Below are 20,067 nucleotides of genomic sequence, written 5' to 3' on the forward strand. Positions count from 1 at the left end.
TCGGCACGAAGATGCGGGTGCAGCCCGTCGCCACACCCGCAGGGCGGCGATCAGGTCGCGCTGTTCTGGTAGGCCTTCACCGGCGCGCCGGCGGAGACCAGCTTGCCGTCGTGACGGGACCAGGCGAGGAATCCGATCTGACCCTTGGTGATGAACGCGCTGTCGTCGAAGCGGAACAGCGTCACGTTCATGATGTCACGGATCAGATACTGCGAGAAATCACCGAACAGGATCGACTTCGCATTGGCCGCCATCTGCGGCATGTGCTGGTTGATCTCGTAGCGATAGTTCAGGATCGTGTCCGGCTCGCGCGAGGTGACGCCGGGCAGCCAGATCGGACGGTTGTCCGCGTCCTTTTTCTTCTTCAACTGGCGTAGCGTGGTGTCGTGGAACATCCAGCCGACGCCCGGCATCGAGCGATAGGCCGGATCGACCGAATGCTCGAGATCGATCAGGTCGTCGAAATCGACGTCCGTGGCCTTGCCCGTCGCGCCCGCCTTGCCGACGCCGGCGGCGGTGACGATGCCCTGGGGCTGCGCCGTGCCGGTGCCGACCGTGAAGAGCCGGTTGGTGATGCGCGAGATGCGCGTGGCGAGCGCGCGTCGGACGAACGCTTCGATGTCCATGCCCGGCCCCTGGTCCTGCAGCAGCTCGAACGGGATCGTGACGATCTTCGAACTGAACTTGTAGGCGCCGATCTGGGTGGTGCCGAAGGTGATGTCGCCGGCGGTCGCGGCGGTGTTCTCCGGCACGATCTCGCCTTCGACCGCCGTCTCGTCGACGGTGGGCCAGGGCAGCTGGTTGCCGCCGGCCGTCGGCAGCACGGTGGCGACGTTGCGCATGCCGCCGAATGCCTTCAGCGCTTCCAGCAGCTTGCCACCCCAGCCGGTGGGGACGAGATAGCCACCGGCCGCGCCATTGCTCTGCTGGCCGGACTGTTCGGCACGGGCGCGCCGCAGGATATCCGCATCCTCCGCCGACAGCGAGCGCTCGCCGTACAGGATGAAGTTGCGGAAGGCGGCGCTATAGCGGTCCGCCCGTTCGCGCTGCTCCGCAGTCATGCCGGAGCGCTCGCGGTCCTGCTGCTCGGCCCGCACATCGTCCAGCTGATCGTCGGCATCAATGCGCGCCTGGCGCTCCAGCCGCTCCACCTCGGCATCGATGCGGTCGATCTCCGCGTAGAGGCCATCGACCTGGGCTTCGATTTCCTTGGTGAACTTCGCGCCGGTGTTCTGGTCCAGCAGGTTGCGGGCCTCGCGCGCCTTTTCGGCGCGCTGGTCCCGAAGCGCTTTAATCTTGGTCATGATGATCGTCCTTCAAGGGAATGGCCCCGCTATCGCGGAGCCGAGGGAGGCGTCCGGGGACCGGCTCGCCGGTGAAGGGCAGCGATCAGGCTGCCGTTCGCTCGTAGAGGCCGAGGCGCGCCAACATGCGCTCGCGCACGCTGTCGTCGGGTTCGGGCTCGGGTTCGGTCAGGGCCTGCGGGGCCTTGTCGTAGATGGCGAGGTTGAAGGCCCGGGCGTTGGCCTTGGCCTTGGCCGCCGTGGTCGGCATGATCGCGTCGACGAAGCCGGCAGCGACCGCCTCCTCGGCAGAAAACCACGTCTCGGCCTTCATCAGCGTCTCGATTTCCGCTGCATCCTTGCCGGTCTTCGCCACATAATCGGCAATCAGCGACGCATCGATCTTGTCGAGCAGGCCCGCGGTGGTGCGGAGGTCATCCGCATTGCCCATCACGAATGTCCAGCCTTTGTGGATCATGTAGAATCCACCGTCGGCGATCTCGACCGTCTCAGCCGCGAGCGCGATCACGCTGCCAGCGGAAGCCGCGACGCCATCAATTTTCGCGGTGATCTTGGCCGGATGCTCGACAAGCAGGGTCATGATCGCACGGGCCTCGAACACGTCGCCGCCCGGTGTATTGATCCGCACCGTCAGGTTCTTGGCGGTGATCTTGGACAGTTCGGCAGCAACGTCGGCGGCCGATACCCCCCAATAAGCATCGATGACGTCATAGATGTAGATCGTCGCGCTATCCCCGGAGGCCTCCGAACGGATGCCGGAACCGCGCCCGGCATTGTCCCGGGCGAGTGCGAACAGCTTACGGTTCATCGTCGATATCCTCTTCGGGGTCATCCGGGCTTGCGTCGTGGTCGTCGTCATCGAGCGGAGGCCCGCCATTGTGGCCGGCTGGCGCCGGCGGAGGCGGGACATAGACGGCATTGCCATCCGGGATCGGCGGCAGGTTCTTGAGCCGGCGGACCTCGTTGACCGACATGAAGCCGGGCAACTGGTTGCCGCCCAGGGCGAGGCGGAAATATTCGCCCTGGCTCTTGGAATCGCCCTCCATGAGCCCGTCGACCTCGAACTCGACGAAATATTCGGAGCGGCGGTGGCCGACAGGCGGGAACAGCTTGCGGTTGAGCTCGGCGGCGAAGCGGCGAAGATGGGGGCGCAGCGTGTAGCGGACGAAGCCGATGCCCTGCTGCTCGATCCCGGTCCCCCAGGACGTGGATTTTTCCATGTCCCCGATCATGAAGCCCGGGACACCGAAGACCCGGGCGACGTCGAGCGAGGAATATTGCAGCAGCTCAAGCAGCTGCGCGTCCTTGGCGGTGTAGGCGTTTCGTTTCCAGTCGGCGCCGCCCTGAAGGATCAGCGGCTTGTTGGCATTGGCCACGCCCGACGCGCGAGCCTCTAGCCAAAGGCGGAATTCTTCCTTCTGCGCTGGCGTGATGCCGTCCGGCAGCGTGAAATAGTCGTTGGTCAGCAGGCCGCGCTCGAACTGTGTCGCGGTATAGTCGCGGGTGGCGAGGCCGATGCCGATCGTCTGGGCATGGTGGCCGATCGGCGACAGGGCGCAGATACCGTCGGCACCTCGGCCCGGCCCGCGCCAGTGGATCACATAGTCGGCGTCATGGACCTCCTGCGACCCGTCCAGGTTGGTGAAGCGATACCAGACCCGGCCATTGGAACGGAACGGTGATACCTGGATAGGCTGATAGAAATCGAGGCCGGTCACGGTGCCGTTCCGCGCCTGGCGGATCAGCGTATAGGCGTTGCCCTGCAGCATCACGGCCATGGTGGCGAGTTCCACCATGTCGGGCCCGGACATCTCGTCATTGGGCCCGTCGCGCAGCAGTCTGGCGATGGGGTGATCGTCGGCGCGCTCCTGCCCGCCATTATCCGTCCGCCGGAACACCCGCAGCGGCAGGCCCATCACGCCACCAGCGATCAGCGTGACGCAACGCCACACGGTCGACATTCGCATGGCCGTTTGAGCGGTGACCGTGACGCCCGCAGCCCGGCCACCGCCGCCGAACCATTCCAGCATCGCAGGTCCGTCGCTGGATATGATCGTCGTGCTGTCGATTGCCGCGAGCGCAGCCGGCGGTGCGGCGACGCCAGACCGATAAGCAGCTTCCGCCGCCGCGGCGCGGGCGCTCAGGCGATAGCCGTTATAGGTCGACGAAGAGCGATCCACGATATCCACCCTCCGCCAGTTCCACATTGTCCGCGGCCCCGGCGCCCATGGCGCCAGTGACGATGCCGTCGATGCGGCCCCGCGATCGTTTCTTGTCGAAAGCCCGATTCCCCTGGGGATCGGACAGGAGCGCCGCATTGGCGGCGCAGGAATAGGTCACCGGCGACTGGTCGATGACGATCGTCTTGGCGAGGATGCGATCCTCGAACCGCTGAATGGACTTCGGCATGCAATATTGCCGGTCCTCGAAAGCGACGCGAGGCCCCTGGAAATGCTTCACCATGCGCAGGCCGCGCCCGGCAGGTTCGTTTGGCCCCTTATAGACCCACGCCGGGAAGCCGATTTTGTCGCAGGCGGTCTCGAAATCGGCCATCTTCGCCGGGTCGAAAGCAAGCTCGACGACATTATGCTCGCCGCAGATCCTCTCGACCTGTTCGGCGACATATTCGAAATCGATCGTGGCGCCCGGGACCGCGTAGAGCCAGCCGTCCTCCACCCATTGCTCATAGGGCGCCTGATCGGCCACCGCCCGGTCCGCCAGGCCCTCCCTGGTCGTCCAATACCAGGTCTTCTGCCAGAGGATGCCCGCGCCATCCTTCCATGTGGCGGTCAGCGCGGTCAGATCGTTCTTCTGGCTCAGATCGAGGGTCAGCCAGCAGGGGCAGCCCTTCAGCGCCGCCAGCGTCGCATCGTCCACATCGTCGAGCACGGCCGCCCAGGCGACCTCGTCGATCCAGAAATCAGCGGCGCCAGTGGGGATGCCGAAGTATAGCCGCTTGACCGATGATGACGTCGACAGCCGCGTCTTGGCGGTCTGCACCTCCTCGCGGATATTGGTGATCGGATAGGTGATCCCGAGCGCCGGCAGCGATTTCTGCCAGCAGGCCTCATTCTCGAAAACCGTCTTCCAGTCCGACTTGTCCACTCGAAAGATCAGCGAGAAGGCGCTGTCGTCGCGGACCTTGCCGCGGGCGATGTCCTGATAGCTGTCCGAATAGGAGGTCCCGACATGCTGCGACGTCGCCGGCGTGTTGGTGCCGAGGATCATCATCGCGCTGCCGGCGATCTTGGCTATGGCGCGGCGCCAGGTCTCAATCTGGCCGTCCGTCTTGAACTCGTGGATTTCGTCCGCCAGCACCATCTTCGGGCGCGGGCCCGATTGCGTTTCGCCGCCCGCAAGCGCCCGGAAAAAGGATTGCGACCCGGGATGCTCTATCTTCCAGGCATTGTCGCCTTCGCCGCGGATGACAACCTCGCCGACGGCCTCCAGCGTATCGCCGTCATCCCACCCGGGGATCTGCGCTCGGCACATTGCCACCGCGTCCTTGAAGAGGACGTTGGCGGTATTCTTGTCGGCGGCGATGGCATAGACCTGCGCGCGGGGCGCATTGCACCAGCCCATGGAGTAGAGGCCAAGGCCGGCCATAAGCGGCGATTTGGCCTGCCCCTTGCCGGTTTCGATCCACGCCGACCGGAAGCGCAGGCGACCGTCGGCATTGTGCCAGCCCATGAGCGATCCGACCGCGAAAGTCTGCCACGGCAGTAGGTGGAACGGCTTGCCGGCCGCCGGCCCGTCCGTGATCGTGAACATGGCCGGGAAGAAATCGAAAGCCCGCTGGGCGATCTCCGGCCGGAAAAATAACCCCCTTCGCTCGCCGTCGCGCAGATCGCGCAGATGTCGTTCGGCCGCGTGCCGGACCAGCTCTCCGACGACGATATCGCCGCGGACGGCAGCCTGTGCCCAGGCTGTGGTCGGATCGGGGCCGTCGAGACCCTTAGCCCGACCGCCGCTGGATGAACGCATCGGCGCCGGTCGCCTGCCTTACGCGCCGCTGCACCTTGCCGACGCCGCTCCGACGGCGCGGCGAGATGCCGAGTTCAGCTTCCAGCGATGCGGCATCGTTGCCCATCTCCCGCATCGCCTGGAAATAGGGGCTGAGACGCGCGATCGCGCGCGGGTTTCCGCGCTTCGGCTTCATCACCGCGCCGTTCTCCGCCACGAACCGCGCGTTGCGGTCGAACTCGATATAGGTCAGCACCAGCCGCTGGATAGCGTGGGCGTTGGACGGCGCCAGCGTCTCGCGCTCGCGCATCTCGGTCGTCACGCGCCGCCAATGATCGCCGGCCGCCTGGCGCTCCAGCGCATCGTTGAGGATCAGGGACCAGTCTGGCTCTGCGACGATCTGGCCGGTGCCGTCGATCACGTTCATGCAGCATCACCCCCTACGGGGGTGCTCCCAACTTTTTAGTTCAAAACTGCTCGCGGTGCGCACGAAGGGGGGCGTCGGTGTCCGGGCCACCCGGCCCTCGACTTTCGACCCCCCGGGGGTGGTGTGTTGCATCGATGCAACACCCGCCTCCGGTCGGTGCCCCTCGCGGTTCCAGGGGTGGTCGGCGCTGGTCGGACGGCCATCGGCGCCGATGCCCCGACCCTCGATGGGCGCCCGGTGGCCGAACTGCTCGGCAGTCACCTCATCGTGGCACGGCCCGCAAAGGTTGCGGGTGTTGCTGTCATCGTCCGTGCCACCCAAGGCGAGGGGCCGGATGTGATCGACGAACGCGGCCAGCTCGACGTTGCCCTTGGCCCTGCATCGTTCACAAAGCCCGTCAGTGCGAGCGAGGCGGCGGAGGCGCTGCTTGACGCCGGCCCGGCCGCGAAGGCGCTCCGCCATCAGCGCAGCCCGATCCGCTTCCAGAAGCGGTTGCCGCACTCGTCCTGCCACAGGCTGATGCAGATGCCGGCGCCGTGGACGTGCGCCTTCCACATGGACATGGGGAGCAGGACGAGCATGGCAGCCTCCGGCGTGAAGGGGTGGGGATCGGCGATGTTGCAGTCCGCCGATCCCCGGCGCGGGCAACTCCTGCTTTCCTTGGCCGGCAGCAGGAGCGGGACAATACCCGCGTGAACATTCGAAACTACTCCGAGCCGGTAGTAGGGCATTGGGTTCGTAACGAATAAGGGCGGGCCGGACGGGGGGCTTCCGGCCCGCATCAGGCACGCGGCTCGCGCCCGACCTGTGAATAGCTATTGCCCGCTCTATCTGGCGGCGGGCGCCGGGCGCCGTAGTGGACGATCCGTCCATGCGACCCGACATCTACGGGCTCTTGCGGTGCCGCCCCAGATGGCAGGTCCCGCCGTCGACGCCCCTCGGCATGCCGATCTACTGATAATCTCCATGCTAACGCACTTCGCGGGAAGCGCTGCGCTTCCACCGCGTGTGGCGGCGAGGGCAGTAAGGTCGAAAGACCAGCCGGACCTACTCACCGAAGCTGCTGAAGCAGCGGTTCCCGCTTGGGATAACCACTACCTAACTCGCTCGACCGCAGAAGAAAAGAGTCGACATTGATGCTCAGCCGCCCGCCAAAGCACACCAGCGTGTGCCGCCCGTCGCTCTGCTCCACGATCCCCTCCAGGCCAGCGAAGGCGCCCTCGGGCACGCGAACGCGCTCGCCGACACGGAACACGCGCTTCCGGTCGCGCGGCTTCGCCCGTTCCTCCGCCGTGCGCAGCCCCTCGATCTCGCGGTCGGCGATCAACGGCACGCGGTCGCGATGGTGGAAGACCGAGAAGCCCACCGTCTGCGACACCTCGAACAGGTCGCGGATCCGGGCCGCCCGCGCGAACACATAGGTGGGCATGATCGGCACCGGCCGCTCGACGCGCGACTTCGATCGAGGCACGCGGCGCGACTGGATCTGGATCGGCGTCCAGACGTCATAGCCCGCCTCGGCAAGCGCCCGGAACACAGGCAGCGTGCTCTGCCCTTTCATCCGCAGGATGCACCAATCGCCCATTATGCCGCCTTCGCCTCCTCGGTCTCGTTGCCGCGATCATCCTGCCGCGGGCGATCGATCTCATAGGCCGATCCGTCGGCCGCATAGCGCGTCCTGATGCCGAGCCGGGCGAACGCCGCGTTGGCGCTGGCGATCTCGTCGGCGGATAGCGCCTCATCCTTGGGCGCCTCCAGCGCCGGCCGGCCGGCATCGGCAATCGCCTGCTCCAGCGCGCGCAGCCGCATCAGCGCCGTCCTGTGCCGGGCCATGATGTCGGCAGCCACGGCGCGAATGGCGGGGTCGACCTCGGGGAAGAAACGGATCGGTTTCATCACCACGGCACCATCATCGCGAATGGCGGGGTATTTCCAGCGGCGCAGCACCGCCTGGGCCGCCTCGCGCGCCACCCGGCCGGGCAGGTCGCCGAGCGAGTAGGTCGTCGCCTTGATCCACGCATCGGCCTGATCCGCCGTCATCGTCGGGTTCAGCTTGGTCGCGATCATCGCCAGGTCGTCGCCAAGGCCGCGGGAGAGCTTGCCGTCCTTCTGGGGATCGCGGGCCGATTTGCCACCCGGCTCGGCCTGCGCCAGCGGCACGAGGCCGCGCTCGTAGCTGTCGACCAGCCGTCGGACGTCAAGGCCATGACAGGCCATCAGCGCCTGCTCCGTCGTCCACTTCGCACTGCTCGCGAGCTCGACGACGGCTCTCGATGGGTCCGCTTGGTCGGTCGAAGTGATTTCGTTTGCCATGGGGTGCTCTCAGCTTGCCGGTGATGAACGATACGGGGTCGGGGGTGCCCTCGGCTTCGGCGGATGCCAGGGCCTCCATCACGGCCGCGTTGCCGTGGTCGCGCTTCCAGAGCCCGATCAGTTGGCGGGCCTGTGCGTCGGACTTTCCGGCAGCGCAGAGCAGCCGGACGCCGGAGGCGAAAATGGCAGCCTGAAGGTCGATCGCCGATGGCTTCGGCGGCGCGTCGCCGCCGGATGCGTTAGCATCCGAACTAATCGGAGATGGAGATGGAGAAGAAGAAGAAGAAGAAGATGAAGGGGCGGGGTGAGTAGTGGTGCCTAAGGGGGGGTGAGTAGCTGACATAATCACGCCCCTAACCTCATCCCATTCGGCGTATATCCACTCCCCCTCGCGCCGCCCGTCGAAATATGCATGCACGGCCGCTTCCGACCGCCTCATGTCGGCGACATCGAACGTGCCGAGGATGATGATTGGCCCGACCTTCTTGCGCAGGCCGTTGAAGCGCTGGTGCGGATATTTGGTGATGCCGACCTTGATGGGGCCGCCGGTATCGCGCTGCACGGCATAGAGCTTGCCCGGCTGGTTATAGAGCTCTTTCTTGTGCGGGTTGCCACCCAGCTTGCCGAACTCTGCGCCCTTGTGGCCATGCTCTGCCCCGGCTGCGCCACCGGCCGCACGGGCGTCGCGCAGCATCTCGTCGCGCACCATGCGGCGGCTGAAGATGACGCCTTCGCCATCCACAGAGTAGACTTGGTTTGCCTCCAGCTCCGCCAGCCACCGGCGAACCTGGGGGACGCCTTCGCCCACCAGCCGCGCCAACGCCTCCGGCCCCAGCGGCCGCCCCAGCACGGTCAGATGGCCATATGGCGTCGCGTCGTGCATCAGGCACATCATCTCTATCCACAGGCCGCGCGCCGCGATCGAGCACAGGCGAAGGCCCGGATCGTTGCGCCAGTCGGGCGGATAGAACTGGAAGGACGGGCGCTTGCTCATATCGGCCGGTTCGCCGCCTGATTGCGGATCGCTTCCCGATTGCACTCGCGGCAGAAGCCTGGACCAGCGCACATCTTCCAATAGCCGTCGGCCTGAAGGAACTCGTGCCGGCGCTCGTTCCAGGATGTGGAGGTGACACGGACATCGCTCATACTTCGCGAAGCTCCAGTTGAGGGAAAAGGGCGATGAAGAAGGCGCGGCGCACCTCCCAGGCTTTGTCGCGGTAGGCGCCCTTGGCATCCTCCACGATCGTCCGGCCGTCTTCGCGATACTGGAAGTCGGCCGTGTAATAGATCTGGCGGCCGCTCGGGTGTCGGACTGGCCGTCCGTCGACGGTGAACCTGAAGCGCGGCTGCTGCTCCAGGTCGCTGATGCGCCCGGCGCGCTGCAGCAGGTGCAGGTCGTTGCACCGCGCCGCCTCGCGCCGGGAAGCATGCATATGGCCGTGGGCGCAATGCGTCTTCTTCGCGCCGAACTTGTTGGTCGGGCGCGTCATTCGCAAAGCCCATACTCGCTCTCGCAGAGCAGGCCGCCTTCATCCGCCGTGTCGCGCTTGATGGGCGGCTGCATCACAGGCCCAGCGCCGCCTTGTAGGTGTCCAGCAGCGCCTCGGCTTCGTCGCGCGCATGCTTCTCCATCTTCCGCAGCCGGACGATGGCGCGCATGGTCTTCGTGTCGTAGCCTTGGCTCTTCGCCTCCAGGTAGACGTCCTTGATATCGTCGCCGACGCCCCTCTTCTCTTCCTCCAGCCGCTCGACCCGCTCGATGAAGAGGCGGAGCTGATCGGCGGCGACATTCGCTTCGGACATATGGATTCTCCCGTTGGTTGATGGTCGAGGGCTATTGGGTCTGCCAGCCGAGATCGCGCCGGATCTGCGCGAAGATGGCGGACGACCGTTGCTGGTTGACGCCGATCAGCCGGCCGGCCGCAGCGAGGGACGATCCCTCCGCCACCGCATCGGCGAAGACCGAGATCTTCCGCCGGCCGATCTCGCGGACGGCGATCGATCTGCCGCGCGCGCCTATGCGCGTGTTCCGGCCGTGATGGGCGAACAGGCTCACGGGCGCGCCTCCACGCCATGCTCGGCGCAGAGGCGGCGGAACTGCTCGTCGGTGAGGCCGGGCAAGCCCCGGCGCCCCGGCCGGGCTGCGCCCATGCGCAGCATCGCCACGAGCAGCTTGCGGCTGCCATGGATGGCGGCGCGGGCGGTGAGCGAAAGCGTGGCGCGCTCGCGCTGCTCCGGGCTGGCGGTCACTGGCGAAGGCGCGACCGATCCGGCCTGGCGCAGGACGCCGACACGGGCCTTGATCGCCTTCACCGTCCGGTCCGGCAGCAATTCGGCGATCTGGCCGTATGGCATCAGCTGCGCGACGGCCGCGATCAGTATCTCGTCGTCGCCCGCGCTCCACGGCGATGCGGTATAGGGCGCGTTCATGCCGCCACCCCCAGCAGGTCGAAAAGGGTGGGCACGGCCCGCGCCCGTTCGGCTTCGCGCAGATAGGCCACGCTGTGCGCCCAATAATCGCCGTTCAGTTCGCTGCCGGCGCCGCGGCGCCCCAGGCTGATCGCGCGCAGGGGGACGGTGCCGAGGCCGCAGAAGGGATCGAACACCAGTTCGCCCTTCATGCTGAACCGTTCGATCAGCCGGTCGACGATATCGAACTGGAGCGGGCAGACATGCTTTTCCCGGCCGCGCTGGACCTGCTCGGCATTGAGGGTGCGCATGCGGACGACATCATCCCACACGTCGGGATGGTGGCTGCCCGGCGCCAGCGACATGAAGGTGCGGGGCAGGTGTCCCCGGCCGTCATTCTCCTCGCGGGCCTCGATCGTCTCGCCGATCGCGTAATGCGCGCGGTGGTTATAGAGCAGATCGCGGCTGCGGGTGGTGAACTCCTTCACCAGCGATCCGACGGGCATCTCGGCCAGATCGGTGCCGGCATGCCACATCTCGTCGTCGCGCAGTGGCCTGTCGCCCGCCGACCGCCAATATGCGTGGGCATCGACCTGCCAGCGCGCCAGGCTGTAATCCGCCGCATCCTTGGCCACCGGCCGATCGGCATAGCCGCGGCTGCGGTCGGTCTGCGGCTTGCGCATCAGCAGCACATATTCGGGGCTGCCGACGCCCATCTTGGTGCCGTCCTTCAGCATCTCCGAATAGCTGAGGCGATAGGTCTGGTTATTCTCGCGCACCACGTCGGTGACGACGGTGATCATCCCCATGAACTGGAAGCCGTGCCGCATATAATGGGCGATGCACTTGGCGTGGAACGGGTTCACCGTGGGCACGCCGTCGCCCGTCACCGATCCGAACAGGATCCGGTCTTTCACATGGATGCAGGCCAGCCGACCGGGCGCCAGTGCGCGCAGCAGGTTCGGGGTCAGGTAGTCCAGCTGCGCGAAGAAATGCGCGTCGTCGTCGGTATGGCCGAAGTCGTTGTAGCTAGGGGTATATTCATAATGATTGCTGAAGGGGATCGAGGTGACGACCAGATCGACGCTGCCTTCCTCCAGCCGCGCGGCTTCGTCCACGCAGTCGTTATGGGCCAGCGTCCAGCCGGCGCCGCTCTCCACCGTGCGCGTGACGCCGATCGACCGGTCGAGCATCTCGTTTGCCGCCGCGGCATGGTCGAGGCCATAGCGGCGGATGAGCTCGGACATGCGGGCGGTAAGCTCGTTGTGCCGCGCCCATTTCTCCTGCAGGTCGCGCAGGATTTCGGTTTCCGTCTCCGCGTAGATGATGTCGATGATTACCGGATGCGGCTGCTGGAACCGCTGGAGGCGGTGGATCGCCTGGATCAGGTCGTTGAACTTGAAGCCGATGCCGCAGAAGATCGCGCGGTGGCAATGGCGCTGCAGGTTGGTGCCGCTCCCCAGCATCACCGGCTTGGCCGCCAGCAGCCGCGTCATCCCTTCGGCGAACCGGCTGATGATGCCCTCGCGGGTGTCGAGCAGCTGGGCGCCATAGACGCTTTCGGCTTCCGGCAGGCTCGCCTCGATCGCGCGCCGCTCATCCTCCAGGTCGTGCCAGAGGATGAAATGATCGTCGCCGCTGGAGCGGACGATCTCCACCGCCTTCTCGATCCGGGCGGAAAGGGTGGCCCGCTTCTCCCGCGCCGCCTGGGTGACGCCGATCGCATTATCGCGCATCAGCCGCACCTGGCCGTGCTTGTCGGCGCCGGCATCGGCGATATCTGTCTTCACCTCGTGGTAGCGCACCTCGATCGGCGGCAGGTCATATCCCTCATCGGAAAAGCCGAGGTCGCTGGGCCGCTGGAGGAAGACGGCCCAGCTGTTCAGCCACAGCCAGAATTCATCTTCCTTGTGGGGATAGAGGGTAAGGTCGTTGGCCTTTTCGCTGTTGCGCTGGAAGAACCGGGTCAGCGCCTGGCCCGTGTCCATGATGCCGAGATATCCGGCATAGTGGATCAGTTCCTTGAAGCGGTTGGGCGATGGCGTGGCGGTGGCGACGAATCGGTAGGGCACGCTCTCGAACAGCGGCAGGAACGTCTGGTAGGTCTTCGATCCATAGGATCGCAGCACGCTCGCCTCGTCCAGGCTCACGACGGTAAAGCGGCCGGGCTGGATCTTGCCCTCGCGCACGCTCTCATAATTGGTCAGGAACAGCGATGCCGCCGTATCCTCCCGCGGCCCACCCTCCAGGACGGCGGAGATCTCGTCGTCGGACTGGACGAAGTGAAGCGCGATGCCCAGCATCGCCGCATCGCGCAGGAACTCGCGGCGCACGCCGAGCGGCGCGACGATCAGGCCTGGCTCGCATGCCGCCTCGGCGATGATGCGGCAGATTTCCAGCTGCTGCATCGTCTTGCCCAGGCCGAACGCCTCGAACAGCGCCCGCCTGCCGCCCTGCACGGCCCACGCGACCACCGCGCGCTGGTGCGCCAGCAGGATCGGGTTCACATCGTCGATCGAGCAATCGAGACCGCTCCGCTCCGCCACCGGCACCTTCGCTTCCAGAAAGGCGCGATAATCGTCGGGACGCACGCTTCCGTCCGGTGCATCGGCCATCGCCGAAGCACCGCTACCCAGCATTTCCATGTCTTCACTCCCCTCGGGGATAGCCCCGGATCAGGTCCTCAATTCTATGGTCAGGCGACCGCCTTGATGGCCGGGCGCCGCATCGCTTCGATCCGCTTCAGCCAGCTGCCGAGCGTGTTGTGGATGCGACGCATCCGGTGCTCGTCCTTCTGAAGCAGCTCATGATCGGTGACGACGACACCGCCCGGGCTGGACGGGTCCTCCGATTGCGCCACCTCGTTCGCGAGCGCGATGATGTCGCGCGTCAGCGGATCGGTGGAGCAAAGCGCGTCGATCGGCGAATTCTTCACCTGATACCTGGCGTCGATCTCGTCGTGGGCGGACGGGTCCAGCGCCAACAGGTTCCAGATCCGATCCGCAGCCGGCAGGCTGGCGCCGCTCTTCAGGTTGCGCAGGTGCCGCTCGGACACGCCAAGCGCCAGGGCGACGCGCCCGTCGCCGTGGGCAGCGCACAGCCGCGCCAGCGATTGCAGCCAGGCGTTGCGGAACTCTGCTTCCGTCAGAGGTTGCGCGGGCGGAACGACATTGCTGTGAGCGTCAGCCATTACGATCACCATGGAAAGAGGGGCATTTAACCGGATCGCAGACCCGCAGCGCGCGGGCCTCGCGCTCATCCGCTGGCCGCGAGGCGACCGGATGGAAGGCCATCGACCCGCGAAGCGTCGCGAAGATCAGGCTAGGGATCGGGGATACGAACATCGCCGGTCACTCCTCGCCGCGCAGAGCCCGAAGCTCCGCCAGAATTCTATCGAGCGTCGGCGTCACCTCCTCGTGGAGGATCTCGCGCACCCGCTCCTCGGAGACCGCCTCGTTCGGCGTAATCCTTTCGAGGTCGGTCATGCTGTGGCCATCCCGGGTGCCGTTCGACGGTGGCGACGGGGTTGCTTCACAAAAGGGGGCTGATCGGCGCGATACCCTTCCATGAACTCCTTGACGCGCTCAACGGTGGACAGCCGGACATCCCGGCCGCCGCGCAAATCGCGCACGAAATGGGGATCGCCCAGTGCCTTGCGGCCGAACGTGATCGGAGACATGCTGTGCTGACCGAGAAAGTTTTCGATCTGGTCGATGAGGCTACTGGTCATAGGAGCCTATCTAACGTAGGTAAAAACCTACCGTCAAGCCAAATTGGTGGGGTTTATCCCAGCGTAGCGCTCAGCGCCCCGGCGTGGGAAATAACCCACATGCCCCACGTGAAAATGACCCCGCTCCAAACGTTCATCCAGCGCGTATTGGATCAGCAGCCGCGCGCGCGCGATCATTACGACAAGTTGATCCAAGGGCGACTGGGGACGACGGGGAAACCTATCTACGATGTCCAGAGGGGGAAGATAGAGCGGCCCGGTGTTAAAACGCTGCGGGCGATGGCTGACGTGCTGGGACAGCCGATGGATCTTTTTACAAGGGCAGCGCAAGGCGAGGACGTCTATCCGGCATGGGGCCGGGCATCAGCCGAGCGGCATCCAGATCAGATGCCCACCCGATCGGCCCATGCGTCTGATGGCGCTGTTGCGCTTAAACAGATCGATCTCAGCTTTTCAATGGGCCCTGGATCGAACATCGACGACTACGTCGAAGAGGGGACGCTTGATTTCGATGCGAACCTGCTCCGGTCTATTACGCGCTCGCCCGCTGAACGGCTTTATGTTGCCAAGGGCGACGGAGACAGCATGTTCCCGACGCTTATCAATGATGACATGGTTATCTTCGACACGCTGCAACGCCAGCTCAACCTGCAGGATCGCATTTGGGCGTGTAGCATCCACGGGGCGGGCGCGATCAAACGCTTACGCTCGGTCGGAAAGGGCCGGGTGCTGGTCATCTCCGACAATCCAGCCGTCGACAACCAAGAGGTTCAAGCCGAAGACCTATTCATAGTCGGGCGGGTGATATGGGTTGGACGGCGGATGTAGATCTGTATGCGGAGGGGTGAATGTTCCTGATACTAGCCGCCCTCTTGGCGAGCACGGAAAAGCCGACCTTAGTGGAGCGGATGCTGGCGAGACCGCCAGATGCCGTTTTCGAAAGCGCGAAGACGTCTGAGGACGTCCATACATGCCTCACTAGCATTCAGACTTCTTTGGACCACGCCACCGTGCCGATGAAGGATCGCGTGCGGATAGTGTTCGAATCTGGGGTAGGCATCGTCGATTTATATCAAGACGGGACGGGCACTCGGGCAGATGTCTGGGGCTTTTCCCTTGCGCGCCCGCGCGTAAGGAACTGGGTGCGACGGTGCGTGTAGCCTCGCCTTCCCCCGAGCGAAGGTCGCTAAGCCTCGCCGTCGTGGGCGCTGACTACCCAAACCGACGTGGCCCGACCCGACGATTCGAGATAGCGATCTGCGCGCCCGGCGATCCAGTGGACCTCCTTCCCGAGCCCAACAACCCCGCCGACCCTCGCGCCGTGGCGGTTTTTAGTGCGCGCGGAGTTCAGCTGGGCTACATCACCGCCGAGCGATGCGGCTGGATCAGCGGCATGTTTGCTCGCGGCTGCGAAATCCACGCGATCTTCCAGCAGCGCACTTCATACGGGTGCGTGATCCGCATCGCTTTTGATGGCGAGCATCCAACCTTGCCGCCATCCAATAACCCGAGAACCCAGCCCGCTGGCAATGATTCGGGATTCTGGCCGGATTATATCCCGCCAGATGAGTAGGTTTAACCCTACTATTTGGGCTTGACGTAGTAGGTAATACCCCACTAAGCTACCCCCCACGAGCAGACCTCGGCGCGGTGCCGACGCGAGACGCTCGTTGGAGGGCGTTTCATGCGATACGAAGGTCACTATAAGGGCGATCTCAGCCCCAGAAACGGCGATGATATTTCCGGGCTGAAGAGTGTAAGCGGCTCGCTCGACCTCCGCGGCACCAGCATCACCGCGCTGCCCGAGGGCCTCAGCGTCGGCGGCTCGCTCGACCTCCGCGGCACCAGCATCACCGCGCTGCCCGAGGGCCTCAGCGTCGGCGGCTCGCTCCACCTCCGCGGCACCAGCATCACCGCGCTGCCCGAGGGCCTCAGCGTCGGCGGCTCGCTCGACCTCAGCGGCACCAGCATCACCGCGCTGCCCGAGGGCCTCAGCGTCGGCGGCTCGCTCGACCTCAGCGGCACCAGCATCACCGCGCTGCCCGAGGGCCTCAGCGTCGGCGGCTCGCTCTTCCTCAGCGGCACCAGCATCACCGCGCTGCCCGAGGGCCTCAGCGTCGGCGGCTGGCTCGCCCTCAGCGGCACCAGCATCACCGCGCTGCCCGAGGGCCTCAGCGTCGGCGGCTCGCTCTACCTCAGCGGCACCAGCATCACCGCGCTGCCCGAGGGCCTCAGCGTCGGCGGCTCGCTCTACCTCAGCGGCACCAGCATCACCGCGCTGCCCGAGGGCCTCAGCGTCGGCGGCTCGCTCTACCTCAGCGGCACCAGCATCACCGCGCTGCCCGAGGGCCTCAGCGTCGGCGGCTCGCTCTACCTCAGCGGCACCAGCACCACCGCGCTGCGCGAGGGCCTCAGCGTCGGCGGCTCGCTCTACCTCAGCGGCACCAGCATCACCGCGCTGCCCGAGGGCCTCAGCGTCGGCGGCTCGCTCGACCTCAGCGGCACCAGCATCACCGCGCTGCCCGAGGGCCTCAGCGTCGGCGGCTGGCTCGACCTCAGCGGCACCAGCATCACCGCGTGGGGCAATCTCACCGTGCACGGACGCCCTGTCGCCGCCAAATCGGATGCCGATGCCCGGCTGCGCGAAGTCGCGAAAGCCGCGCTCGCCGAACCGGACGCGCTGGTCATGGATCAGTGGCACTGCGGCACGTCGCATTGCATTGCCGGCTGGGCTGTCCACCTGGAAGGTTCCGACGGCTATCGGCTGGAAAAGGATACCGATACCGAGACGGCGGGCCTGATCCTCCTCGGGCCGGCGGCGGCGGGCAAGTTCTACGCCGGCGAGGAGGATGCCCGGAAGTATCTCGCCTCGGNGTTGGAGGCGGCGAGATGACCGCGTGGCGCGGACTGAGGGCTGCCATCGCCAAGACAGAGGGCCGATAACATGGCCGGCATCCATCCGCATGCGATCCACAGCGGCAGCGCGGTTCGCCGGGAAGCCGAGCGGCGGGCGGCCAAGATGCCGATCGCCCGCGGCGCCTGGCACTGGCTCTTCGCGCCCCGGCCGGCGCTGCCGGGCGAATGGGCGGCCTTTGCGGTCATGAACGCGATCACGGTCGCGATCGTCGCCTGGGCGGTGCTCGGCTGATGGCGATCCGTCTTGCGCCGCCGCTGCCCGAGGGCCGCATCGCCAACGACGGCCCCTATGCGGGTCGCGAGCTCCTCCCGCTGCTGTCGATCGTCTACGAGACGCCATCGAAGCACAATCCATGGCGCTGGCCGCTGCGGCCGGGCGAACGGATCACCGATCCCCAGCTGGCATGGCTCCAGCGCGCGGGCATCGCCCCGGCCGATGCCGAGATGCTCACGGTCTACAGCCCGTCGACCTGGCGCGAGATCTATTGCCCGGCCGGCACGCCGTCGCCCGTCTTCGAATTCCCGTGTCCCGTCATCCGCCGGCGTGGTGCCGAGGTGATGGTCGTCACGCCTGACGGGTCCGAACGCTGGGTCAATGCCGACGGCACGATCCCGTCCGGTCACCGGCGGCGGCGCGGGCGCTTCTGATTTTCCCATCCGGCTCGCGGTGAGCCGGGTCGGGGCGGCGCATCAGGGTCTGTTTGCCGCCCCGCCTAATTCGAAAGGTGCCATGAATGAGCGATTTCACCTTCGATCGCGACGTGCTGCTGGGGGCGATCCGCACCATCGGTGACGTCGTGCCGACGCGGAACACGATCCCGATCCTCAACAACCTGCTGATCGACGCGCGGGAGGAGGGATCGGCGGTGCTGCGCGGCACGGATCTGGATCGCCAGGTCTCGATCGAGATCGGCGCCAGCGGCCGGGGTGCGTTCACGGCGCCGAAGGACAAGCTGGCGGCGGCCGTGAAATCCCTCCGTCCAGGCGAATTGACGGTGGAGCTGGTCGATGGCCGCGCGGTGATGAAGCAGGGCCGGGCCACCCGCACCCTGCCGACGCTGCCGGCCACCGATATGGCGACGCTGAAGGATCCAGAAGGCGCGATCCGCTTCGAGGTCGATCGGGCGCAGTTCCAGTGGCTGCTGGACACCAGCTCGATCGCAATGAGCACCGAGGTGGCGCGCGTCTATCTGAACGGCGTCTACCTGCACGTCACCGATACCAGCCTGCGATCGGTCTCCACCGATGGCGCGCGCCTCGTCTGCGCCGATATCGAGATGCCCGAAGATGCGATCCTGATGCCCGGCCTCATCCTGCCGAATGGCGCGGTCGGGCTGCTCCGCCGCCTCCTGGCCGGGTCCAAGGAGACGAAGGTGCAGGTGGCTGCCTCCGCGCAAAGGATCGCCGTCCGCATCGGCGATACCCAGATGATCGCCAAGGCGGTCGAGGGCACATATCCCGACTATCGCCGGATCATCCCCACCCAGCCGAGCCCCCGCAGGCTGGAGGTCCAGGCGAGCGAGCTGGCGCGCGGTATCCGCGACGTCGCCGCCATCACCGATGGCAAGTCGCGGGCCATCCACCTCAACCTGGGCGGCGATTGCGTGCTGTCCGCGAGCGGCACCTTCTCGTCGGCGCTGGAGCCGATCGAGGCGCGCTTCTCGGGCCACCCGCTGAACATCTGCGTCAACGCATCCTATGCGGCCTCGATCGCGGAGATGTTCGGCGAAGCCGATCATCTGGAGGTCTGCTTCGATCCCAATGACGAGGCGGTGGGATCGGCGCCGATCCTCGTCCGGTCCCCACGACGCCCGTCGCTGGTGGCCCTTGTCACCCCCATGCGCGGATAGGAGCGATCCATGTCGACCACCATCGAACAGAATATCGAATATGACGTCCGCGCCGTGGCGGCCGCCATGCTGGAAGCTGGCTACATGGAGGAGGATGAGCACGACGCGATCGTCGGCAGGGCCGGCGATGCCCACATCGAGCTTTACTCGACCGACGACGTTGCGACGATCATCAACGATATCGACAGCGATGACCTGATCGCCGAGATCCGCGAGCGCGGCGATTACGATCCGCGCCGCGATCGGGAGGGCGACATCGCCGATTTCCTGCGCGAGGCGCTGCTGGGCAACCGCACCGTGGCCATGGCGCTGGCGCACCGCGTGGCGATGGATGACAAGGAAGCCTATGCGCTGGAACTGGTTCTGCGCGCCCACTGCCGCCGGGCCGATGCCGACGCCCTGCCGGAACTACGGAGGGCCGTCGCATGAAGCTCCTCTCCACCCTCCGCCGCTGGCTCCGGTCGCTGATCACGCTTCCGGGCTGCTCCGCCTGCCACGAACTTCGCCGGTTATCGGGCAACCGCTGGGCTGAGTGCGACACCTGCTGGGACGAGCGCCAATGGTAATCGAATATCTCGACGGCATCCGCTCCAGCCGTGAACTGTCGATCGCGAAGACCAAGATCGAGGAAGCGGCGGCCTTCCCTTGTTCGCCGGCGGCCACGGGCCCCGCCGTCGATCCACAGCACCGGCTCGGTTCCAAGGAGGATTGAATGATCGATTTCGCCGGCATCACCGAAGTTCGCCTGTCGCACGGCAGCCATGCCAGCGCCGCCGAAGGCATGTGCTTCATGGAAATGGTCGCCTGGTTCAATGGCGAGGAACATAGCGACAAGCCCGCCTGCGCCTGCCCCGTGCTCGGCGGCTACGGTATCACCCTCAACGATAACATGCAGGCCGACGTGCGCGATCGCCTGCTGAAGCCGATGGTGCCGCTGATCGCCGGCACGCGCGGCACGCTGGACGATCAGATCCGGCGCGCCGAATTCCTCGCCATGTGGTCGATCAACAAGATCGTCCCGATAGCGCTGCGCCTGGTCGGCCTCGATCGACACGCAATCGCTTGCGAAGCCGCCACCAGGCTGTCTGTTATACGCATCTAGATGGGTATAAGGGACAGGGGTGGTGCCGAGGTGATGGTCGTCACGCCTGACGG

At 66.0% G+C, this 20,067-nt stretch carries 26 protein-coding genes; 9 read left to right on the forward strand and 17 right to left on the reverse strand.

Annotated features, from left to right (window positions below; translation table 11 throughout):
• Nucleotides 1-50 precede the first annotated feature (50 nt).
• From BHE75_RS09395 to BHE75_RS23185, 6 genes are all read right to left on the reverse strand, one after another.
• Complete coding sequence (locus BHE75_RS09395; protein ID WP_070933695.1) at nucleotides 51-1,304, reverse strand: phage major capsid protein; 1,254 nt, start codon at nucleotides 1,302-1,304, stop codon at nucleotides 51-53.
• Nucleotides 1,305-1,389: 85 nt separating this feature from the next.
• Entirely contained in the window at nucleotides 1,390-2,112 is a 723-nt protein-coding gene (locus BHE75_RS09400; protein WP_070933696.1) for a head maturation protease, ClpP-related, read from the reverse strand.
• Nucleotides 2,102-3,484 carry a phage portal protein gene (locus tag BHE75_RS09405; protein WP_254684408.1) on the reverse strand — a complete coding sequence of 461 codons (1,383 nt, stop codon included), beginning with the start codon at nucleotides 3,482-3,484 and terminating at the stop codon, nucleotides 2,102-2,104. Before BHE75_RS09405 ends, BHE75_RS09400 begins: the two co-directional genes overlap by 11 nt.
• Nucleotides 3,459-5,288 (reverse strand): terminase large subunit, encoded by a 1,830-nt coding sequence (locus BHE75_RS09410; protein ID WP_070933697.1) that lies wholly within the window; start codon nucleotides 5,286-5,288, stop codon nucleotides 3,459-3,461. Before BHE75_RS09410 ends, BHE75_RS09405 begins: the two co-directional genes overlap by 26 nt.
• Nucleotides 5,260-5,694: a P27 family phage terminase small subunit gene (locus BHE75_RS09415; protein ID WP_070933698.1), complete on the reverse strand. Its 435-nt coding sequence runs from the start codon at nucleotides 5,692-5,694 to the stop codon at nucleotides 5,260-5,262. The genes BHE75_RS09410 and BHE75_RS09415 overlap by 29 nt, the downstream gene beginning before the upstream one ends.
• Nucleotides 5,695-5,700: 6 nt before the next feature.
• Complete coding sequence (locus BHE75_RS23185) at nucleotides 5,701-6,051, reverse strand: HNH endonuclease signature motif containing protein (RefSeq protein ID WP_254684545.1); 351 nt, start codon at nucleotides 6,049-6,051, stop codon at nucleotides 5,701-5,703.
• On the opposite strand from BHE75_RS23185, the gene BHE75_RS24945 reads away from it, so the two are divergent.
• On the forward strand, nucleotides 5,932-6,390 hold the full coding sequence (locus BHE75_RS24945; protein WP_254684568.1) for a hypothetical protein: 459 nt from the start codon (nucleotides 5,932-5,934) through the stop codon (nucleotides 6,388-6,390). The two genes, BHE75_RS23185 and BHE75_RS24945, sit on opposite strands and share 120 nt — an antisense overlap.
• 355 nt (nucleotides 6,391-6,745) lie before the next feature.
• Here BHE75_RS24945 and nusG read toward each other — a convergent pair whose 3' ends face one another.
• From nusG to BHE75_RS09470, 11 genes are all read right to left on the reverse strand, one after another.
• Entirely contained in the window at nucleotides 6,746-7,279 is a 534-nt protein-coding gene (gene nusG, locus BHE75_RS09425) for a transcription termination/antitermination protein NusG (RefSeq protein ID WP_070933700.1), read from the reverse strand.
• The gene (locus tag BHE75_RS09430; protein WP_070933701.1) at nucleotides 7,279-7,911 is read right to left on the reverse strand and encodes a hypothetical protein; all 633 of its coding nucleotides are present in this window, start codon (nucleotides 7,909-7,911) and stop codon (nucleotides 7,279-7,281) included. Before BHE75_RS09430 ends, nusG begins: the two co-directional genes overlap by 1 nt.
• Nucleotides 7,892-9,001 (reverse strand): GIY-YIG nuclease family protein, encoded by a 1,110-nt coding sequence (locus BHE75_RS09435; RefSeq protein WP_070933702.1) that lies wholly within the window; start codon nucleotides 8,999-9,001, stop codon nucleotides 7,892-7,894. Before BHE75_RS09435 ends, BHE75_RS09430 begins: the two co-directional genes overlap by 20 nt.
• A 148-nt stretch (nucleotides 9,002-9,149) precedes the next feature.
• On the reverse strand, nucleotides 9,150-9,497 hold the full coding sequence (locus BHE75_RS09440; protein WP_070933703.1) for a DUF1064 domain-containing protein: 348 nt from the start codon (nucleotides 9,495-9,497) through the stop codon (nucleotides 9,150-9,152).
• Nucleotides 9,498-9,570: 73 nt separating this feature from the next.
• The gene (locus BHE75_RS09445; RefSeq protein ID WP_070933704.1) at nucleotides 9,571-9,810 is read right to left on the reverse strand and encodes a DUF2312 domain-containing protein; all 240 of its coding nucleotides are present in this window, start codon (nucleotides 9,808-9,810) and stop codon (nucleotides 9,571-9,573) included.
• Nucleotides 9,811-9,841: 31 nt separating this feature from the next.
• Complete coding sequence (locus BHE75_RS09450; protein ID WP_070933705.1) at nucleotides 9,842-10,063, reverse strand: hypothetical protein; 222 nt, start codon at nucleotides 10,061-10,063, stop codon at nucleotides 9,842-9,844.
• Nucleotides 10,060-10,437, reverse strand: coding sequence for an SANT/Myb-like DNA-binding domain-containing protein (locus tag BHE75_RS09455; protein WP_070933706.1), 378 nt, complete (start codon nucleotides 10,435-10,437; stop codon nucleotides 10,060-10,062). Before BHE75_RS09455 ends, BHE75_RS09450 begins: the two co-directional genes overlap by 4 nt.
• A complete protein-coding gene (locus BHE75_RS09460) occupies nucleotides 10,434-13,061 on the reverse strand; it encodes a DNA methyltransferase (protein ID WP_084653054.1) in 2,628 nt (875 codons plus the stop codon). The genes BHE75_RS09455 and BHE75_RS09460 overlap by 4 nt, the downstream gene beginning before the upstream one ends.
• 50 nt (nucleotides 13,062-13,111) lie before the next feature.
• A complete protein-coding gene (locus BHE75_RS09465) occupies nucleotides 13,112-13,606 on the reverse strand; it encodes a hypothetical protein (protein ID WP_107395072.1) in 495 nt (164 codons plus the stop codon).
• 160 nt (nucleotides 13,607-13,766) lie between these two features.
• A complete protein-coding gene (locus tag BHE75_RS25205; RefSeq protein WP_302622703.1) occupies nucleotides 13,767-13,901 on the reverse strand; it encodes a hypothetical protein in 135 nt (44 codons plus the stop codon).
• On the reverse strand, nucleotides 13,898-14,146 hold the full coding sequence (locus BHE75_RS09470) for a hypothetical protein (RefSeq protein WP_070933708.1): 249 nt from the start codon (nucleotides 14,144-14,146) through the stop codon (nucleotides 13,898-13,900). The genes BHE75_RS25205 and BHE75_RS09470 overlap by 4 nt, the downstream gene beginning before the upstream one ends.
• Nucleotides 14,147-14,245: 99 nt before the next feature.
• Between BHE75_RS09470 and BHE75_RS23195 the strand changes: the two genes are divergently transcribed.
• The 8 genes from BHE75_RS23195 to BHE75_RS09510 all read left to right on the forward strand — a co-directional run bounded on the left by BHE75_RS23195 (nucleotide 14,246) and on the right by BHE75_RS09510 (nucleotide 20,014).
• Nucleotides 14,246-14,974 (forward strand): S24 family peptidase, encoded by a 729-nt coding sequence (locus BHE75_RS23195; RefSeq protein ID WP_191225172.1) that lies wholly within the window; start codon nucleotides 14,246-14,248, stop codon nucleotides 14,972-14,974.
• Nucleotides 14,975-15,347: 373 nt separating this feature from the next.
• A complete protein-coding gene (locus BHE75_RS23200) occupies nucleotides 15,348-15,719 on the forward strand; it encodes an HIRAN domain-containing protein (protein ID WP_302622704.1) in 372 nt (123 codons plus the stop codon).
• A 1,371-nt stretch (nucleotides 15,720-17,090) separates the two neighbouring features.
• Nucleotides 17,091-17,294, forward strand: coding sequence for a hypothetical protein (locus BHE75_RS09490; protein WP_070933711.1), 204 nt, complete (start codon nucleotides 17,091-17,093; stop codon nucleotides 17,292-17,294).
• Nucleotides 17,294-17,710 (forward strand): hypothetical protein, encoded by a 417-nt coding sequence (locus BHE75_RS09495; RefSeq protein WP_070933712.1) that lies wholly within the window; start codon nucleotides 17,294-17,296, stop codon nucleotides 17,708-17,710. Before BHE75_RS09490 ends, BHE75_RS09495 begins: the two co-directional genes overlap by 1 nt.
• A gap of 86 nt (nucleotides 17,711-17,796) precedes the next feature.
• Complete coding sequence (gene dnaN, locus BHE75_RS09500) at nucleotides 17,797-18,912, forward strand: DNA polymerase III subunit beta (RefSeq protein WP_070933713.1); 1,116 nt, start codon at nucleotides 17,797-17,799, stop codon at nucleotides 18,910-18,912.
• A 9-nt stretch (nucleotides 18,913-18,921) separates the two neighbouring features.
• The gene (locus BHE75_RS09505; protein ID WP_070933714.1) at nucleotides 18,922-19,341 is read left to right on the forward strand and encodes a hypothetical protein; all 420 of its coding nucleotides are present in this window, start codon (nucleotides 18,922-18,924) and stop codon (nucleotides 19,339-19,341) included.
• A gap of 130 nt (nucleotides 19,342-19,471) precedes the next feature.
• Nucleotides 19,472-19,624: a hypothetical protein gene (locus BHE75_RS24425; RefSeq protein WP_191225173.1), complete on the forward strand. Its 153-nt coding sequence runs from the start codon at nucleotides 19,472-19,474 to the stop codon at nucleotides 19,622-19,624.
• The gene (locus BHE75_RS09510) at nucleotides 19,625-20,014 is read left to right on the forward strand and encodes a hypothetical protein (RefSeq protein WP_070933715.1); all 390 of its coding nucleotides are present in this window, start codon (nucleotides 19,625-19,627) and stop codon (nucleotides 20,012-20,014) included. It begins immediately after the preceding gene.
• Nucleotides 20,015-20,067: the final 53 nt, after the last annotated feature.

This window comes from Edaphosphingomonas haloaromaticamans, assembly GCF_001853345.1.
In the GTDB taxonomy this organism is placed as follows: domain Bacteria; phylum Pseudomonadota; class Alphaproteobacteria; order Sphingomonadales; family Sphingomonadaceae; genus Sphingomonas_E; species Sphingomonas_E fennica.

Excerpts from the sequence above, each read along its gene's own strand:
- BHE75_RS09395 (WP_070933695.1), bottom strand. The coding sequence starts at position 1,304 with ATGACCAAGATTAAAGCGCTTCGGGACCAGCGCGCCGAAAAGGCGCGC.
- BHE75_RS09400 (WP_070933696.1), bottom strand. The coding sequence starts at position 2,112 with ATGAACCGTAAGCTGTTCGCACTCGCCCGGGACAATGCCGGGCGCGGT.
- BHE75_RS09410 (WP_070933697.1), bottom strand. The coding sequence starts at position 5,288 with ATGCGTTCATCCAGCGGCGGTCGGGCTAAGGGTCTCGACGGCCCCGAT.
- BHE75_RS09415 (WP_070933698.1), bottom strand. The coding sequence starts at position 5,694 with ATGAACGTGATCGACGGCACCGGCCAGATCGTCGCAGAGCCAGACTGG.
- nusG (WP_070933700.1), bottom strand. The coding sequence starts at position 7,279 with ATGGGCGATTGGTGCATCCTGCGGATGAAAGGGCAGAGCACGCTGCCT.
- BHE75_RS09430 (WP_070933701.1), bottom strand. The coding sequence starts at position 7,911 with ATGGCCTGTCATGGCCTTGACGTCCGACGGCTGGTCGACAGCTACGAG.
- BHE75_RS09435 (WP_070933702.1), bottom strand. The coding sequence starts at position 9,001 with ATGAGCAAGCGCCCGTCCTTCCAGTTCTATCCGCCCGACTGGCGCAAC.
- BHE75_RS09440 (WP_070933703.1), bottom strand. The coding sequence starts at position 9,497 with ATGACGCGCCCGACCAACAAGTTCGGCGCGAAGAAGACGCATTGCGCC.
- BHE75_RS09445 (WP_070933704.1), bottom strand. The coding sequence starts at position 9,810 with ATGTCCGAAGCGAATGTCGCCGCCGATCAGCTCCGCCTCTTCATCGAG.
- BHE75_RS09455 (WP_070933706.1), bottom strand. The coding sequence starts at position 10,437 with ATGAACGCGCCCTATACCGCATCGCCGTGGAGCGCGGGCGACGACGAG.
- BHE75_RS09460 (WP_084653054.1), bottom strand. The coding sequence starts at position 13,061 with ATGGAAATGCTGGGTAGCGGTGCTTCGGCGATGGCCGATGCACCGGAC.
- BHE75_RS09465 (WP_107395072.1), bottom strand. The coding sequence starts at position 13,606 with ATGGCTGACGCTCACAGCAATGTCGTTCCGCCCGCGCAACCTCTGACG.
- BHE75_RS25205 (WP_302622703.1), bottom strand. The coding sequence starts at position 13,901 with ATGACCGACCTCGAAAGGATTACGCCGAACGAGGCGGTCTCCGAGGAG.
- BHE75_RS09470 (WP_070933708.1), bottom strand. The coding sequence starts at position 14,146 with ATGACCAGTAGCCTCATCGACCAGATCGAAAACTTTCTCGGTCAGCAC.
- BHE75_RS23195 (WP_191225172.1), top strand. The coding sequence starts at position 14,246 with ATGCCCCACGTGAAAATGACCCCGCTCCAAACGTTCATCCAGCGCGTA.
- BHE75_RS09490 (WP_070933711.1), top strand. The coding sequence starts at position 17,091 with ATGGCCGGCATCCATCCGCATGCGATCCACAGCGGCAGCGCGGTTCGC.
- BHE75_RS09495 (WP_070933712.1), top strand. The coding sequence starts at position 17,294 with ATGGCGATCCGTCTTGCGCCGCCGCTGCCCGAGGGCCGCATCGCCAAC.
- dnaN (WP_070933713.1), top strand. The coding sequence starts at position 17,797 with ATGAGCGATTTCACCTTCGATCGCGACGTGCTGCTGGGGGCGATCCGC.
- BHE75_RS09505 (WP_070933714.1), top strand. The coding sequence starts at position 18,922 with ATGTCGACCACCATCGAACAGAATATCGAATATGACGTCCGCGCCGTG.
- BHE75_RS24425 (WP_191225173.1), top strand. The coding sequence starts at position 19,472 with ATGGTAATCGAATATCTCGACGGCATCCGCTCCAGCCGTGAACTGTCG.
- BHE75_RS09510 (WP_070933715.1), top strand. The coding sequence starts at position 19,625 with ATGATCGATTTCGCCGGCATCACCGAAGTTCGCCTGTCGCACGGCAGC.